Raw genomic sequence first — 16,462 nt, forward strand, 5'->3', positions numbered from 1 at the left:
GCGCCGGTCCTCTCCAGATCCCCCATGCCGTGCCCCTCCCCCGTACGCCTTCGATCAACGGCTTTCAGCCTGCCACGGGGCACTGACAAGCCCGACGACGCCCCCCTCAGGGGCTGTCCGGGGGCGTCCGGTCCTCACGACACGGGACGGGAGTCCTCCCACATCGACTCGAACTCCTCCCGGTAGGTCGCGAACAGCCCGTGGTCCGCGTCCTTCGGCACTCCCCGCCCGCCGCCCCGCAGGACCAGGACGGGGGATTCCATCCCGCGCGCCCGCCGCAGGTACGACTGGACCACCGCAATGCCCGACGAGTTACCCTCCACCAGGTAGGCGGTGAAGCGCGGGGTCTCGTCGAAGACGTGGATCTCGAAGCGCGAGGGATCCCGCAGGCCCGCCCGGACCCGACGGACGTGGAGGATGTTCATCTCCACCGAGCGGCTCAGCTCGCCCTTGCGCAGCCCCAGCTCCCGCTCGCGCCGCTTGACGGCGCTGCTCGCCGGGTTCAGGAACAGCAGCCGCACCCGGCAGCCGGCCTCCGTGAGCCGGACGAGTCTTCGGCCCGAGAAGTTCTGCACCAGCAGGTTGAGCCCTATGCCGATGGCGTCGAGCCGCCGCGCTCCCCCGAAGAGGTCCTCCGCGGGGAGCTGGCGCTGCAGGCGCACCCGGTCCGGGTGGACCGAGATGACGTCGGCGTACCGGTCGCCCACCAGGTCCTCGACGGCGTCGATCGGCAGCCGGTCCGCCGACGGGCTGCCGGCGCCGCCGCCCAGGACCTCCAGGAGGCGCGCCGAGGCCCGTTCCGCCTGTTCCAGCACGGGCCGTGACAGCGCCCGGTTGCGGGAGACGACGTTGCGGGTGACCTCCAGCTCGTCCAGGGCCAGCTCGATCTCGCGCCGGTCGTCGAAGTACGGTTCGAAGCACGGCCAGTGCTGGACCATCAGCTCCCGCAGCTGGGGCAGGGTCAGGAAGCTCAGCACGTTGTCGTCGGCCGAGTCGAGCAGGTAGCCCTTGCGCCGGCTGACCTCGCGCACGGCCACGGCCCGCTGCACCCACTCCTGCCCGGCGGGCCCGGCGGCCGCGACGACCCAGTCGTCCCCGCCGTGCACCGGCTCGTAGATCGGCCGGAGCACCGCCCCGACGACCGAGCGCAGCCGCTGTTCGATCAGGTTGAGCCAGATGTAGGCCCGGCCGGCCCGCTGGGCCCGGGTGCGGACCTCGCTCCAGGCATCCGCGCCCCAGTCCAGTTCGGCGCCGGCGGATCCCGGCCCACCCGCGCTCCCGGCCTCCGCCGGTCCGCCCGCCAGGGAGACCGCTCCGGCCGCGATCCCCGCCGGTGCCCCGCCGGGGACACCACCTGGGGCGTCCGCCGGGCCACCCTCGTGACTGCTGTCACCAGGGGGCAGCTCCAGACCTCCCGAGCTCACCCGTGCACCGCCTTCTGCGTCTGGACGCCCGTCTCCAGTGATCACGGAAGGGTACTCCGCGCGCGCGGCCCGGTGCAGCCCGATGGTCCCCGCAACGGTCGTCCGTTGACCCATTATCGGATGCGCAGACAGTCCGCTGACCCGCATATCAGCTCTGCGGGTCACCCGGTAGGACCCCTCCCAAGTCCGCGCGTGGGGGCCCTCTTTCGGGGAAGATCGGAACAGTGACGTGGTCCACGCCGGATCAGCCGGGACATCCGACAACGCGGGAAGAGTCGTTATCTATGCAGGTCTGGCCTGGACAGGCGTATCCGCTCGGCGCCACTTACGACGGCGCCGGCACCAACTTCGCGGTCTACTCCGAGGCCGCCCGACGCATCGAGCTGTGCCTCCTCCACGACGACGGTTCGGAGTCCGCCGTGGAACTGCGCGAGACGGACGCCTTCGTCCGCCACGCGTACCTGCCCGGCGTCATGCCGGGCCAGCGCTACGGTTTCCGCGTGCACGGCCCGTACGAGCCCGAGCGCGGCCGGCGCTGCAACGCGGCGAAACTGCTGCTGGACCCGTACGCGCGGGCCATCAGCGGCCGCGTGACGTGGGGCGAGGCGGTGTACGGCTACCACTTCGGCCGGCCCGACTCGCGCAACGACCTGGACTCCGCCCCGCACACCATGAGCTCGGTCGTGGTGAACCCGTACTTCGACTGGGCCAACGACCGGCCGCCGCGCCACGAGTACCACCACACCGTGCTGTACGAGGCCCACGTCAAGGGTTTGACGATGCGTCACCCCGACCTGCCGGAGGAGCTGCGCGGCACGTACGGGGCGCTCGCGCACCCGGCTGTCATCGGCCACCTCGCCAAGCTCGGCGTGACGGCGCTGGAGCTGATGCCGGTGCACCAGTTCGTCAACGACCACCGGCTGGTCAACGACGGGCTGAGCAACTACTGGGGCTACAACACGATCGGCTTCTTCGCCCCGCACAACGGCTACGCCTCGGGCGACCGCGGCCAGCAGGTGCTGGAGTTCAAGTCGGCCGTCCGGGCCCTGCACGAGGCGGGGATCGAGGTGATCCTCGACGTGGTCTACAACCACACCGCGGAGGGCAACCACCTGGGCCCGACGCTGTCCTTCCGCGGGCTCGACAACGCCTCGTACTACCGGCTGGCGGACGATCCGCGGCACTACATGGACACCACCGGCACGGGGAACTCGCTGCTGATGCGCTCCCCGCACGTGCTCCAGCTGATCATGGACTCGCTGCGCTACTGGGTGACCGAGATGCACGTGGACGGCTTCCGCTTCGACCTGGCGGCGACGCTGGCCCGCCAGTTCCACGAGGTGGACCGGCTGTCCTCGTTCTTCGACCTGGTCCAGCAGGATCCGGTGGTCAGCCAGGTGAAGCTGATCGCGGAGCCCTGGGACCTGGGCGAGGGCGGCTACCAGGTGGGCAACTTCCCGCCGCTGTGGACCGAGTGGAACGGCAAGTACCGGGACACCGTACGGGACCTCTGGCGCGGGCAGCCGCGCACGCTCGCGGAGTTCGCCGGGCGGCTGACCGGCTCCTCGGACCTGTACCAGGACGACGGGCGGCGGCCGCTGGCGTCGATCAACTTCACGACCTGCCACGACGGTTTCACCCTGAACGACCTGGTCTCGTACAACGAGAAGCACAACGAGGCCAACAGGGAGGGCAACCGGGACGGCGAGACCCACAACCGGTCCTGGAACTGCGGGGTGGAGGGGCCGAGCGAGGATCCGGAGGTCGTGGAGCTGCGCGAGCGGCAGATGCGCAACTTCACGGCCACCCTGATGCTGTCGCAGGGGGTGCCGATGCTCAGCCACGGCGACGAGTTCGGCCGCACCCAGAGCGGCAACAACAACGCGTACTGCCAGGACAACGAGTTGTCGTGGGTGCGCTGGCCGGAGCCGGGCAAACCGTCGCCGTCGCTGCTGGAGTTCACCCGGCGGATGGTGTGGCTGCGCCGCGACCACCCGGTCTTCCGGCGGCGCCGGTTCTTCCACGGCCGTCCGGTGGAGGGAACGCACGACGAGCTCTCCGACATCGCCTGGTTCACCCCGCACGGAGAGGTGATGCGGGCGCGCGACTGGCAGGCGCAGCACGCGCGGGCGCTGACCGTCTTCCTCAACGGGGAGGCGATCTCCGAGCCGGGCACCCGCGGGGAGCGGATCACCGACGACTCGTTCCTGCTGATGTTCAACGCGGGTGCGGACCCGCAGGACTTCACCATCCCCGCGGGGCACGGCGCGCAGTGGCACCTGGTGGTGGACACGGCGCGGGCGGACGTGCTGCCACCCGGCACCGGGCCGCAGTACGCGGCCGGCGACCGGGTGGCGCTGACGGGGCGGAGCCTGGTGGTGCTTCAGCGTCCGGCGTAGGCGGCGCCGTTCTCGCCGGGCACCGGCGAGGCGGCCCGCGGGCCGGGAGCGAAGGCGGCGGTGTGCGGACGGGCGGCGGGCACCCGGGTGACGAGGGCGAGCGTCAGGCAGAGGGCGGCGGCCCCGACGGCCACGGCGAAGGCCCCGGCGGGGCCGTACCACTCGGCGAGGCGCCCGCAGACGACGAGCGCGGTGGCCTGCCCGGCCACCAGGCAGCTGGCGGCGAAGGCCATCGACGTGGAGAGCCGGGCCGGTTCCACGGCCCGCTCGGTGAGGGCGAACGCGGTGATCAGGTGGGGCGCGTAGGCCGCCCCGAGCACGGTGACGACGGCGTACAGCGGCCACAGGCCGTCGGTGAACAGCAGCGGCACCGAGAGCACCAGGGCCGCTGCGGTCGCCACCCGCCAGCGCAGCCGCAGTCCGAAGCGGGCGGGCAGCGCGCCGAGCGAGAGGCCGACGGCGGCGCTGACGACGCCCATCGCGGAGTAGACGACGGCGGCTTGGTCGGGGACGCCCAGCCGGATCGTCAGTGCGGTGATGCCGGCCTGACAGGCGCCGAACATCGCGCCCTGGAGGGCGAGGGAGCCGCGTACGGCGTAGACCACGCCGGGCGGCCGGACCCGGCTGTCCGTACCGCGGTTGCGCGCCGGGGACCCGGCCGTGACGGCGGCGGTCGGGTGCAGGGCGTAGACGGTGCCGAAGACGGCGACGAGGCCGGCCGCGCCGCCGAGGGCGACCGCCGGGTGCGCGAGGAGCGCGGCGAGCCCGACCAGGGCGGGACCGAAGACGAAGGAGACCTCGTCCAGGGTGCCTTCGAGGGCGTGGACGGCGCCCACGACGCTCTCGTCGGACTCGGCCCGGCGGGCCAGGGCCACGGAGCGGGTCCGGGCGAGCGGCCCGATCATCGGTACGGAGGCGCCGGTGAGGGCGCCGATCGCGGCGAGCGGCACGGTGGCCAGATGGGTGAGGGCACCCGTGACCAGGGCGGCGGTCGCCACCGCGTTGACGGCGGCGGCGGTCAGGACGACGGAGCGCTGCCCGTGCCGGTCGGCGAGCCAGCCGAGGACGGGTCCGAAGAGGACCTGGCCGAGGGAGAGGGCGCCGCCGACCACGCCGGCGGTCGCGAGCGAGCCGCTGGTCTGGGCGACCAGCAGGAAGCTTCCGAACTGGGACATCGCGACGGGCAGTCGGGCGAGGAAAGAGACGAGCGGAAGTAGGGGCCCGGTCAGGGCGATGACGTTTCGATAGGTGTTGACGGTTCCAACCACTTGATCGACATTAACCCGGTGCAGTCACTCGGATGCATTGGGTAATGGCACGGAATCCGGCAGGTTGGGTACGTACGTTCTCATGAGCCAGCCGCTACCGGTCACCGAATCGGAATCTGACGTTCCGACGCCCGTCGCTCCGGCGTCGACCTACCGTCTCCAGCTGCGTCCGGAGTTCCCCTTCGCGGCGGCCGAGGCAGCCGTACCGTACATCGCCTCGCTCGGCGTGTCACACCTGCACCTCTCCCCCGTCCTGGAGGCGGTACCCGGCTCCGCGCACGGGTACGACGTCACCGACCACTCCCGCGTACGGGCCGAGCTCGGCGGCGAGCCGGGCCTGCGCACCCTGGCCCGGGCCGCCCGGGAGCACGGGCTCGGCCTGGTCCTCGACATCGTGCCCAACCACATGGCGGTGCCGACGCCGCTGCGGCTGAACCGGCCCCTGTGGGAGGTGCTGCGGGACGGACCCGGCTCGCCGTACGCCCGCTGGTTCGACATCGACTGGGAGGCCGGCGGCGGGCAGGTGCTGCTGCCGGTGCTCGCCGGGCCGGTGGAGTCCTGCGAGCTGACGGCCGACGGCGACGTACTGCGCTACGGCGAGCAGGAGTTCCCGCTGCGGGAGGGGACCGCCGGGCTGCCGCTGCCCGAGCTGCTCGCCGCCCAGTGGTACCGGCCCGCCTGGTGGCGGGAGGCCCGGACCTCGCTGAACTACCGCCGCTTCTTCACCATTTCGGACCTGATCGGGGTCCGCGTGGAGGAACCGGAGGTGTTCACCGCCACCCACGCGAAGGTGCTGGAGCTGCTCCGGGACGGGGTCGCGCAGGGACTGCGGATCGACCACGTGGACGGCCTGGCGGACCCGGAGGAGTACCTGAGGCGGCTGCGGGCGGCGGCCGGGGACGACTGCTGGGTGGTCGTCGAGAAGATCCTCGCCCGCCACGAGCGGCTGCCGCCCGCGTGGCCGGTGGCGGGGACCACCGGGTACGACGCGCTGCACCGGGTGGACGGGGTGTTCACCGACCCGGCGGGGGCCGCGGAGCTGGCGGCCCGGTACGGGCGGTCCACCGGGCTGCCGCAGTGGCCGCAGGCGTCCCAGGCGTGCGCACGGGAGGTCCTCACCGGCGACCTGGCCGCCGAACTACGGGCGCTGGAGCGCCAGTCCGGCCCCGAACTGGCGCAAGCCGTACGGGAGTTGCTGATCGCCTTTCCCGTCTACCGGCCCTATCCCGGCGAGCCGGAGCTGCCGCCGCAGGCACTGGAGCAGGCGGCCGCGGTGGCCGGTGCCGGCCCGGTGGCCGCCGTACGGGAACTGCTGCTGCGCGAGCCGGCGTTCGCCGCCCGCTTCGCGCAGACCTCGGCGGCGCTGCGCGCCAAGTCCCTCGAGGACAGGGCCTTCTACCGGTACGCGCCGCTACTGTCGGCCACCGAGGTCGGCGGGGAGCCCGGCCAACCGGCGGTGTCGGCCGAGGAGTTCCACGCGTACTGCACCGCCCAGGACCTGGAGTGGCCCGCGGCCGGGACCGTGCTGTCCACGCACGACACCAAGCGCAGCGCGGACGTCCGGGCCCGGATCGCGACCCTGTCGCAGGCACCGGAACTGATGGGCCGTCCCGCCGGAGCCGACCCCCAGCTGGCATGGGTGGCCCGGCAGACCGCACTCGGACTCGGCCCGGTCCCCGACGCCGCTCCCCGGCTGTCCGAGGCCCTGCTCAAGGCGGTCCGCGAGGCCGCCCTGCGCACCAGCTGGACCGAGCCGGACGAGGACTACGAGGCGGGCGTGGCCGGGTACGTCCGGGACCCCCACGACCTCCCGGCGGAGCTGGCGGAGGCCGCCCGCGCCAACCTCCTCGGCATGGCACTGCTGCACCTGGCGATGCCGGGGGTCCCGGAGGTCTACCAGGGCGCCGAGACGGAGTACCGGGCCCTCGTCGACCCCGACAACCGGCGTCCGGCCCACTTCCCCCGCCGGGAGCTGGCCCGGCTGGACGCGGGGGCCGCCCCGGACGGGCCCGCCGAGGAGAAGCTGGCCCTGACGGCCGCCGTGCTGCGGCTGCGCCGGGACCGGCCGGAGCTCTTCCGGGGCTACGCCCCCGTCCCGGCCCTGGGCCCGGCGGCCGGCCACCTGGTCGCGTTCACCCGGGCCCCGGGGCTGCTGGTGGCGGCCACCCGGCTGTCCCACCGGCTGGCCGCGTCCGGCGGCTGGCGCGGCACTCGGCTCCCCCTGCCGCCCGGCACGTGGATCCCCGTCCTCCCGCCGCACCCCGGCCCGGACCTCCCCGTCGCGCACAGCGGTTCGGCCGAAGTGAGCGACCTGCTGGACGGCCGCCCGGTGGGCGTCTGGCTCCGCCGGTGATCCCCCGGTGAAGACCGGCGGGTGCTCCGGGAGCGGTACCGGCCGGACCGGTCCCGCCGCTCAGGCCGGCCGGGCGCTCGCGGCCGGAGCTGCCGTGGCCCGGGCCCCGAACAGTTCCGCGAAGGCCTCCGCCGCGCCGGTCAGCGGGACCCTGGAGAAGACCGCCAGGGACCGGTGCCACGGCGGGTCGAGGGAGAGCAGGACGCAGTCCTCGCCGAGGGCGCCCCGGACCATGTGGGCCGGGGCCATGACGACACCCACCCCGGCGGCCGCCATCCGTACGGCCGTCGAGGTGTGCTCCGTACGGAGCACCGTGCGCGGGGTGAAGCCGAGCGCGCCGCACGCCCGGTCCAGTACGAGGACGCCGTCGACCAGCGGTTCCATCGCGCAGCGGATCCAGTCGCGGTCGGCGAGCTCGGCGAGGCGGACGGCTCCACGCCCGGCCAGCGGATCGTCGAAGGGGACGACGATGACCAGCTCCTCGCGGCCGATCCGCAGCAGCGGTCCCATCCACTCCGCGGGCTCCGGTCCCACCGCGAGGTCGGCGACGCCCCGCTCCAGCTGCTCCTCGAGCGCATCGGTGGAACCGTACTCCCGCACAACCAGCGACACCCCCGGGTGCAGCGCCCGCCAGCGGGCGGCGATGCCCGGCAGCAGTCCGACGGCCACGGCGTGCACGGTGGCGATGTGCAGTTCGCCGCCCGCCACACCGGCGGCGGCGCGGGCCGCCCGCTCGGCCTGGCGGGCGCTGCGGACGGCGAGCTGCGCGTGCGGAAGGAAGGCGCGGCCCATGGGGGTGAGCCGGACGCCGCGCGGCATGCGCTCCAGCAGGGCGCCGCCGACGGACCGCTCGAGGGCCTTGACCTGGTGGGACAGGGCGGGCTGGGTGACGTGCAGGGAATCCGCGGCGCGGGTGAAGGAGGACTCCTCCACGACGGCGAGGAAGTACTCCATCTGGCGCAGGCTCATGAGCCGGAAGCATAAAGAGCGTGCATGGCACTCAGAAGATCATTTCCTTGGACGTGGCGCAACGGCCCGTCCAGGCTGGCCACATGACCAACGACGTGACCAACGACAGCACCAGCACCGTGGACGTGATCGTGATCGGTGGCGGCACCGGCGGATACAGCACCGCCCTGCGTGCCTCGGCCCTCGGCCTGACCGTCCTGCTCGCCGAACGCGACAAGGTGGGCGGGACCTGCCTGCACCGCGGCTGCATCCCCAGCAAGGCCATGCTGCACGCCGCCGAGCTCGTCGACGGCATAGCCGAGGCGCGCGAGCGCTGGGGGGTCCGGGCGAGCGTGGAGTCGGTCGACTGGTCGGCCCTGACCGCCACCCGGGACGACATCGTCTCCCGCAACCACAAGGGCGTGGAGGGGCATTTGGAGCATGCCGGGGTGCGGGTGGTGCGCAGCGGGGCGCGGTTGACCGGTCCGCGCTCCGTCCGTACCGAGGACGGGCGGGAGTTCACCGCGACCCGGGGGATCGTCCTGGCCACCGGGTCCCGGCCGCGGGTGCTGCCGGGGCTGGTGCCCGACGGGGCCACGGTGGTCACCAGCGACGACGCGCTGTTCGCCCCCGGGCTGCCGGCTTCGGTCCTGGTGCTGGGCGGCGGGGCGATCGGAGTGGAGTACGCGTCCTTCCACCGTTCCATGGGGGCCGAGGTGACCCTGGTCGAGGCGGCGGAGCGGCTGGTCCCGCTGGAGGACGCGGACGTCTCCCGGCATCTGGCGCGGGGCCTGAAGAAGCGCGGCATCGACGTGCAGACCGGGGCCCGGCTGGAGGGGGCCACCGTGGCGGGCGGCATCGTGAAGGCCACGGTGCGCACCGCGCGCGGGGAGCTGCGCGGGCTGACGGCCGAGCGGCTGCTGGTGGCGGTCGGGCGGGTCCCGGTCACCGACGGGCTGGACCTCGCGGCGGCCGGACTGGCCACCGACGAGCGGGGGTTCGTGGCGCCGGCCGACTGGTCCCGGCTGGAGACCGCCGTCCCGGGCATCCACGTGGTGGGCGACCTGCTGCCACCGCCCTCCCCCGGGCTGGCGCACGCCTCCTTCGCGGAGGGGCTGCTGGTCGCCGAGACCCTGGCCGCAGTGGCGAGCGCACCGGTGGACTACGCGGCGGTGCCGCGGGTGACGTACTCGGCGCCGCAGACCGCAGCCGTCGGGCTGACGGAGGCGCAGGCGCGCGAGGCGGCGTACGACGTGGTGGTGAACACGATGCCGCTGACCGCCGTGGCGAAGGGCATGGTGCACGGGCAGGGCGGCACGGTGAAGGTCGTCGCGGAGCGGGGCGGGCGGGTGCTCGGCGTGCACCTGGTGGGGCCGCACGTGTCGGAGATGATCGCGGAGAGCCAGCTGATCGTGGGCTGGGACGCCGAGCCGTCCGACGTGGCCCGCCACATCCACGCCCACCCGACCCTCTCGGAGGCCGTGGGCGAAGCCTTCCTCAGCCTGGCGGGCCGCGGTCTGCACCAGCAGTAGGCCCAAGCTCCGCCCGGGTCCCTGGGGCGCCGCCCCGGACCCCGCGGCTCAAACACCGGCGGGGCCGGAAAATCCAGGCCGGGGGGCCGGGAACTGCGGGGCCTGCGGAGCAGTAGGCGGCGGGCCCGGCGGGCATGGCATCACTTGTGACTCTCCTCCGTGACATGTGTTACCCCACGCCGCGCGAACTCGGGCTGGCCGCCCGCGCTCTGGCGGACGAACACCCCGGCGAGGTCCGGCTCCGCCAGGCCGGCACCTCCCGGGCCGGGCAGCCGCTCTGGGTCCTGTCCGTCGCAGCCGTCGGCCCGGTCACCCGCACCGGCACCAGCACCAGCACCGCCACCCGCAACGTCCTCGTCGTCGCCGGGGCGCACGCCAACGAGCCGGTCGGCGGCGCCACCGCCCTCTCGCTCGCCCGGCGCCTCCTGCACGAGCCCGCGCCGCGGGCCGGCTGCGGCTGGCACTTCCTGCTCTGCGCGGACCCGGACGGTGCGGACCTGCACCGCACGCCCCGCCCGTACTCGCTCCTGGACTACCACCGGAGCTTCTTCCGGCCGCCCGGCCCCGAACAGCCCGAGTGGGCGCCGTCTTTACTGCCCCCGGACCGGCTGCCGCCCGAGACCCTGGCACTGACCGCGCTCATCGACGAGCTGCGCCCCGTGCTCCAGGTCTCGCTGCACGCCACCGATCTCGGCGGCTCCTGGGTCCAGCTCACCCGGGACATACCGGGTCTCGCCGAGCCGTTCGCCAAATCGGCCGCCGAGCTGCACATCCCGGTGGAGAACGGGGCCTCGGACGCCGCCGGCTGGCCCTCCCCCGGCCCCGGGATCTTCGTGATCCCGCAGCCGGGGAGCGAGGCCGCCGGAGCCTTCCACCCGGAGGACACCCGGCTCAGCACCTGGTACCACGCCCACCGGTACGCCGGCACCACCGCGATCGTCGAAGTCCCCATGTGGGCCTCCGACCTGGTCGACGATCCGGCTCCGCACCCCGACCCGCGCCGTGCCCTGCGGATGCTGGCCGGGCGCCTCACGACGGACGCCGCGCTCGTCTCCGGAGTGCGGGACCTGATCCGGCCGGGTCCGCCGCCGTACGAGGACCGGGCCGCGGCTGCACTGCTGCGCGCCGTGGACTGGACGCTCGTGCTGATCCCCCGCATCGCCGTCGAGTGGACCGGCGCCGGGGCCCCCACGGAGGCCACGGCCGCGTACATCGCCAGCATCGACGCCTTCGGGCGGCGGCTGTCGCTGCGCGCCGCCGCGATGCTGCTGCGGGTGCTGCGCGCGCAGGGGCATCCGGCGGCCCCCGGGCTGGACCGGCTGGTCACCGGGTGGTGCGAGGACTTCGCGGCCCGCTTCGGGGCCCGCTGGGTCCCGGTGGCCACCCAGGTGGAACACCAGTCCCGGACCGTCCTGGCCACCTACGAGCGCCTCCTGGCCGCCTACCGGTCCCCCTAGGGAGGTCGGGCCGTCAGGCGGTGGGCTCCACGGGCAGGGCGTACCGGCGCTTCGGGAAGCCGGTGGCACCGAGCCGGTCGTAGAAGCGGATCGCGCCCTCGTTCCAGTCGGGGGTCTGCCACTGGACCTGTTCGAGGCCGAGCTCGCGGGCCAGTTCCCGCACCCCGTCCACGAGGGCGGCGCCGAGGCCGTTGCCGCGCGCCTCCTGCGCCAGGTAGAGGCAGTCCATGTGGAGGTAGTGCCGGGCGTCCCAGAACGCGAACTCGGCGGAGCAGGCGGCGTATCCGGCGACCGTGCCGTCCGGGGTCTCGGCGAGCAGCACCCACAGCCGGGCGTCCTCGGCGAACAGCTGCGGGCCGAGCCGCCCGGCGAGGTCCGGCGGGCGCGGCGCCGACCTCTCGTACGCGACGTGCTCGTGGACGAGCTCGACCAGGCGGGGGAGGTCCCCGACGCGTGCGCGGCGGATGACGGGCGTGTGTTCCATGCCGCCATCCTGCGCGGTGGCTCCCGCCGGCGGTCCGGCGGGTCCCGGTCCCGCGGGCCCCTCCGCGGGACTGGCTCGCGGGATCAGCTCGCGGAGAGCCGGAAGGTCATCTTCCCGAAGCTGACCTGGTCCCCGGCGCGGACCACCGCGGAGCCGGTCACCCGCCGCCCGTTGACCGAGGTCCCGTTGGTGGAGCCGAGGTCCTTGAGCACCCACGTCCCGTCGCGCAGGCTCAGCTCCGCGTGCGCCCGGGAGACGGTCTCGTGGCTGAGCCGCAGTCCGTTCCCGGGATCGCGGCCGATCCGCAGGACGGCCGCGCTCGGATGCGGGAGCAGCAGCTTGGGCAGTCTCTCGGCGGCCCAGGCGTGCCGGATGCCGACGGACACGGCCGAGACCCGGCCGACCCAGCCGAACAGCCGACGGGTCCACGGGCTTTCGGCGGCGTCCCGGGTCTGGAGGTCGGCCGTGAGGACGGCGAGGTCCTCCGAGCGGCGGGCTACCAGGGCGAGTTCCATCCGGCGCAGAAAGGTGTCGTGGGACAGCTTGCCGAGGGCAGCGCCCTCTCTGAGCTGGCCCAGCGCCCGGTCGCGCTCGGCGTCGGACAGCCGCGGCGCGGGGAAGGCGGGGATCTCGAAACTCGACGTCACAGGGTGATTGTCCGCCCGTCGGGGCCGGAGTGTCCAGAACTCCCCCGCCACGCCCGGAATGATGGGCAGGATACGCATGCCGGCCACCGCCGCTGACGAGGGGACCGTCCGTTGCAGTTCGAGGTGTGGGCACCGCAGACAGGTCATGTCGCCATGCGACTCGACGGGGCGACGTACGCGATGGAGCGCGATCCGGACCGGGCCGGCTGGTGGACCGCGCAGGCCCCGGCCGGCGAAGGGAGCCGCTACGGGTTCCTGTTGGACGGCGACACGCTCCCCCGGCCCGATCCGCGCGGGCGGCGGCTGCCGGAGGGCCCCGACGGGCTGTCGGCCGTGGTCGACTTCGAGGCCCTGGTCCAGGCCGTGGCGCCGCCGGTCCCGCCGCCGCACACCCGGCTCCAGGACGCGGTCCTGTACGAGCTGCACATCGGCACCTTCACGCCCGAGGGCACCTTCGACGCCGCCGCCGCCCGCCTCGGGCACCTCACCGCCCTCGGCGTGACGCACGTGGAGCTGATGCCGGTCTGCCCCTTCCCCGGCCGGCACGGCTGGGGGTACGACGGGGTGGCGCCCTGGGCCGTGCACGAGCCGTACGGCGGCCCGGCCGGGCTGGTCCGGTTCGTGGAGGCGGCCCACGCCGCCGGGCTGGGCGTGGTGCTGGACGTGGTCCACAACCATCTCGGCCCCTCCGGCAACCACCTGCCCGCCTTCGGCCCGTACTTCACCGACACCCACCACACGCCCTGGGGCGCGGCGGTGAACCTGGACGCGCCCGGCTCCGACGAGGTGCGCGCGTACCTCGTGGGCAGCGCGCTGGCCTGGCTGCGCGACTACGGGATCGACGGGCTGCGGCTCGACGCCGTGCACGCGCTCGCGGACGGGCGGGCGCTGACCTTCCTGGAGGAACTGTCCGAGGCCGTCGACGGGCTGGCCGCGGACACCGGCCGGCCGCTGTTCCTCATCGCCGAGTCCGACCGGTGCGACCCGCGCACCACCACCCCGCGCTCCGCCGGCGGCCTCGGCCTGCACGCCCAGTGGAACGACGACTTCCACCACGCCCTGCACTGTGCGCTGACCGGTGAATCCCAGGCGTACTACGCGGACTTCGCCGAGGGACCGCTGGCCGCCCTCGCCAAGACCCTGACCCGGGCCTTCTTCCACGACGGTACCTGGTCCGGCTTCCGCGGCCGCACCCACGGCCGGCCGGTGGACCGCCGCCGGACCCCCGCCCACCGCTTCCTCGGCTACACCCAGACCCACGACCAGATCGGCAACCGCGCCCTCGGCGACCGGCTCTCGGCCTCCCTCTCCCCCGGTCTGCTGGCGTGCGCCGCGACGGTGGCGCTGACCGGCCCGTTCGTGCCGATGCTGTTCATGGGCGAGGAGTGGGGGGCGCGCACACCGTGGCAGTACTTCACCGACCACCCCGACCCGGAGCTGGCCGAGGCCGTACGGACCGGCAGGCGCCGGGAGTTCGCGGCGCACGGCTGGAAGGCCGAAGAGGTCCCCGACCCACAGGACCCGGCGACCCGCGACCGCTCCTGCCTGGACTGGTCGGAGCCCGAACAGGCCGTCCACGCCCGCCTGCTGGAGTGGTACCGCACCCTGGTCCAGCTCCGCCGCAGCCACCCGGACCTGCGCGACCCGGACCTGGCGGCGGTCAGGGTCGCCCACGACGAGGAGCGCCGCTGGATCACCTTCCGGCGGGGGGACGTACGGGTGGCCGCGAACCTCTCCCCGGAACCGGTCACGATCGCGCTGGGCCGCAACGGGGTGCGGGTGCTGGCCGCCTGGGAGCCCCTCGAACACCCGGGCCCCGACGGCCGGATCCACGTACCCGGCGAATCGGCGGTCGTGCTGGGGCCGTGAGGCCGCGGCCGCCGTGGCCCGCCGGGCATGCCTAGTCGACGACCGCCAGCTCGCGCGGGGCGTTGTTGAGGCGGCGCCCGCCCTCCTCGGTGACGGTCACGATGTCCTCGATGCGGACGCCGAACCGGCCCGGCAGGTAGACGCCCGGCTCCACGGAGAAGCACATGCCGGGGACCAGGGGCTGCTCCTCGCCCTCGACCATGTACGGGGGCTCGTGGGTGGTGACGCCGATGCCGTGGCCGGTGCGGTGGATGAAGCGGTCCCCGTACCCGAACTCGGTGATCACCGCGCGGGCCGCCCGGTCCACCTCCTGGCAGGAGACCCCGGGGCGGACCGCCGCCACGCCGGCCTGCTGGGCCTCGCGGACGATGTCGTGGACCCGCTGCTCCTCGGCGGTGGGCTCGCCCACGTGGACGGTGCGGGAGATGTCGGAGCCGTAGCCGAACCGCAGGCCGCCGAAGTCGAGGACCACCATGTCGCCGCGGCGGATGACCCGGTCGCCGGCCTCGTGGTGCGGGTTGGCCCCGTTGGGGCCGGAGCCGACGACGGTGAAGTCGACCTGGGAGTGGCCGTGGGCGCGCAGCAGGGCGGCCAGGTCGGCGGCGACGTCCGTCTCCCGGCGGTCGGCGAAGGGGAGGTGGAGGATCTGCGCGTAGGCGGCGTCGGCGGCGGCTCCCGCCGCGGCGAGGCGCTCCAGTTCCCGTTCGTCCTTCACTGCGCGCAGCATGGGCAGGCAGTCGGTGAGCGGCGCGTAGGAGGTCTGCGGCAACTCCCGCTGGAGGCCGAGGAGATGGAGCGCCCAGGTGTTGTCGCTGACCCCGAACCGCCCGGTGGGCCCCAGCAGCGGTGCGGTCACGGCGTACGGGTTCTTCCCGTCGGCCCAGTCCCGCAGGGTCAGCGCGGCGGCGCCCGGGGCCTTGGCCGCGTCGGGGGCCTCCAGTGCGGGGGCGACGAGCACGGGGTCCTGCCCGGCGGCCAGCACGAGCAGGGTGAGCCGCTCGGTCTCGGCGGTGGGCCGGTATCCGGTGAGGTGCGTGAGGTCGGGCCCGGGGGCGATCAGCAGTCCGGCCAGTCCGGCGTCGGCGGCGGTCTGCGCGGCCGCGGCCATCCGGGCGGCGTAGTCGTCGGCCGTGAAGGGTGCCGGGTCTTGGGGTGCGGCGTCACGTGTCATACGGGTGATCCTGCCGTGAGCCGGGCGGCGAGGGCGACGGCCGCGCCGGTCGGGGTGCCGGGCGTGAGCAGTTCCGTACGGTGCACCAGGCGCGGGGCGGACAGCGGTACGGCGACCCCAGCGCGGGCGGCCTCGGCGACCCGGCGGGGCAGCAGTGCGAGGCCGTGCCCGGCCGCGGCGAGGGCGCAGAGGGCGTGCAGGTCGGTGCCGTCGTAGCGGACGGAGGCGCGGGCGGTGGTGAGCGGCAGGCCCACGCCGGGGGCGTCGAGCCAGCGCGCGTCGGCGAGGTCGTCCAGCCGGAGCGCCGTCCGTCCGGCGAAGGGGTGCCCGGCGGGCAGCAGCACGGCCAGCTCCTCCTCCGCCACCCCGGTCACGGTGAGGGGTGCCACGTCGGGCAGCCGCAGCGGGTCGCTGGGCGCGGCCGGGCCGTCGACGAGGCCGAGGTCGCAGCCCCCGGTGGCGACGGCCGCGGGCACCTCGGCCGGGGGCAGCACCTTCAGGGTGACTCCGGTGGCGGGCAGGGCCGCGAGCAGCCGGGGCCCGACGGCGAGCGGGGACGCGGCGAGGGTGACCCGGCCGGGGGGCGCGGCGGTCAGCCGCAGTACGTCGGCCCGTGCGGCGTCGAGCCGCAGCAGCAGCGGCCCGGCGTGCTCCAGCAGCCGCGCCCCGGCCGCGGTCGGCGCGACGGGCCGGCGGGTGAGCAGCTCGGCGCGCAGGTCCCCTTCGAGGGCGGCGATGTGCTGGGAGACGGCGGACTGGGTGTAGCCCAGCTCGCGGGCGGCGGCGGAGAAGGAGGAGAGCCGGGCCACGGCGACGAAGGTGCGGAGCAGGTGCGGGTCCATGGTCATCAGGATCACTGATGGACGGTGCAGGAACAATCGTTGGCGCTGAACGACCACCCGGCCGCAGG

General features: G+C 74.5%; 12 protein-coding genes. 5 read left to right on the plus strand and 7 right to left on the minus strand.

The window, feature by feature from the left end:
• Positions 1-134: 134 nt before the first annotated feature.
• Positions 135-1,424: an SAV2148 family HEPN domain-containing protein gene (locus PV721_RS11050; protein WP_319722834.1), complete on the minus strand. Its 1,290-nt coding sequence runs from the start codon at positions 1,422-1,424 to the stop codon at positions 135-137.
• Between the two features lie 284 nt (positions 1,425-1,708).
• Here PV721_RS11050 and glgX point away from each other — a divergent pair, with 284 nt between their 5' ends.
• On the plus strand, positions 1,709-3,823 hold the full coding sequence (gene glgX / locus PV721_RS11055; RefSeq protein ID WP_319722836.1) for a glycogen debranching protein GlgX: 2,115 nt from the start codon (positions 1,709-1,711) through the stop codon (positions 3,821-3,823).
• Here the strand turns inward: glgX and PV721_RS11060 are convergent.
• A complete protein-coding gene (locus PV721_RS11060) occupies positions 3,808-5,091 on the minus strand; it encodes an MFS transporter (RefSeq protein WP_319722838.1) in 1,284 nt (427 codons plus the stop codon). The genes glgX and PV721_RS11060 overlap by 16 nt on opposite strands.
• An 82-nt stretch (positions 5,092-5,173) precedes the next feature.
• Between PV721_RS11060 and treY the strand changes: the two genes are divergently transcribed.
• Positions 5,174-7,444 carry a malto-oligosyltrehalose synthase gene (gene treY / locus PV721_RS11065; RefSeq protein WP_319722840.1) on the plus strand — a complete coding sequence of 757 codons (2,271 nt, stop codon included), beginning with the start codon at positions 5,174-5,176 and terminating at the stop codon, positions 7,442-7,444.
• Positions 7,445-7,504: 60 nt separating this feature from the next.
• Here treY and PV721_RS11070 read toward each other — a convergent pair whose 3' ends face one another.
• Complete coding sequence (locus PV721_RS11070; RefSeq protein ID WP_319722841.1) at positions 7,505-8,413, minus strand: LysR family transcriptional regulator; 909 nt, start codon at positions 8,411-8,413, stop codon at positions 7,505-7,507.
• A gap of 83 nt (positions 8,414-8,496) precedes the next feature.
• Between PV721_RS11070 and lpdA the strand changes: the two genes are divergently transcribed.
• Together lpdA and PV721_RS11080 are read left to right on the plus strand one after the other, a co-directional pair.
• Entirely contained in the window at positions 8,497-9,924 is a 1,428-nt protein-coding gene (gene lpdA / locus PV721_RS11075) for a dihydrolipoyl dehydrogenase (RefSeq protein ID WP_319722843.1), read from the plus strand.
• A gap of 146 nt (positions 9,925-10,070) precedes the next feature.
• Entirely contained in the window at positions 10,071-11,381 is a 1,311-nt protein-coding gene (locus PV721_RS11080) for a M14 family zinc carboxypeptidase (protein ID WP_319722845.1), read from the plus strand.
• Between the two features lie 13 nt (positions 11,382-11,394).
• Here the strand turns inward: PV721_RS11080 and PV721_RS11085 are convergent, their stop codons facing one another.
• Positions 11,395-11,865, minus strand: a complete 471-nt coding sequence (locus PV721_RS11085; protein WP_319722847.1) for a GNAT family N-acetyltransferase — start codon at positions 11,863-11,865, stop codon at positions 11,395-11,397.
• An 83-nt stretch (positions 11,866-11,948) separates the two neighbouring features.
• The gene (locus PV721_RS11090; protein WP_319722849.1) at positions 11,949-12,512 is read right to left on the minus strand and encodes a DUF1707 and FHA domain-containing protein; all 564 of its coding nucleotides are present in this window, start codon (positions 12,510-12,512) and stop codon (positions 11,949-11,951) included.
• 111 nt (positions 12,513-12,623) lie between these two features.
• On the opposite strand from PV721_RS11090, the gene treZ reads away from it, so the two are divergent.
• Entirely contained in the window at positions 12,624-14,381 is a 1,758-nt protein-coding gene (gene treZ, locus PV721_RS11095; protein ID WP_319722850.1) for a malto-oligosyltrehalose trehalohydrolase, read from the plus strand.
• 31 nt (positions 14,382-14,412) lie between these two features.
• Here the strand turns inward: treZ and PV721_RS11100 are convergent, their stop codons facing one another.
• Together PV721_RS11100 and PV721_RS11105 are read right to left on the minus strand one after the other, a co-directional pair.
• On the minus strand, positions 14,413-15,552 hold the full coding sequence (locus tag PV721_RS11100) for an aminopeptidase P family protein (RefSeq protein WP_319722851.1): 1,140 nt from the start codon (positions 15,550-15,552) through the stop codon (positions 14,413-14,415).
• Positions 15,549-16,394 (minus strand): LysR family transcriptional regulator, encoded by an 846-nt coding sequence (locus tag PV721_RS11105; protein ID WP_319722899.1) that lies wholly within the window; start codon positions 16,392-16,394, stop codon positions 15,549-15,551. Before PV721_RS11105 ends, PV721_RS11100 begins: the two co-directional genes overlap by 4 nt.
• Positions 16,395-16,462 lie beyond the last annotated feature (68 nt).

The sequence above is a fragment of the Streptomyces sp. MB09-01 genome (assembly GCF_033794505.1).
In the GTDB taxonomy this organism is placed as follows: Bacteria; Actinomycetota; Actinomycetes; order Streptomycetales; family Streptomycetaceae; genus Streptomyces.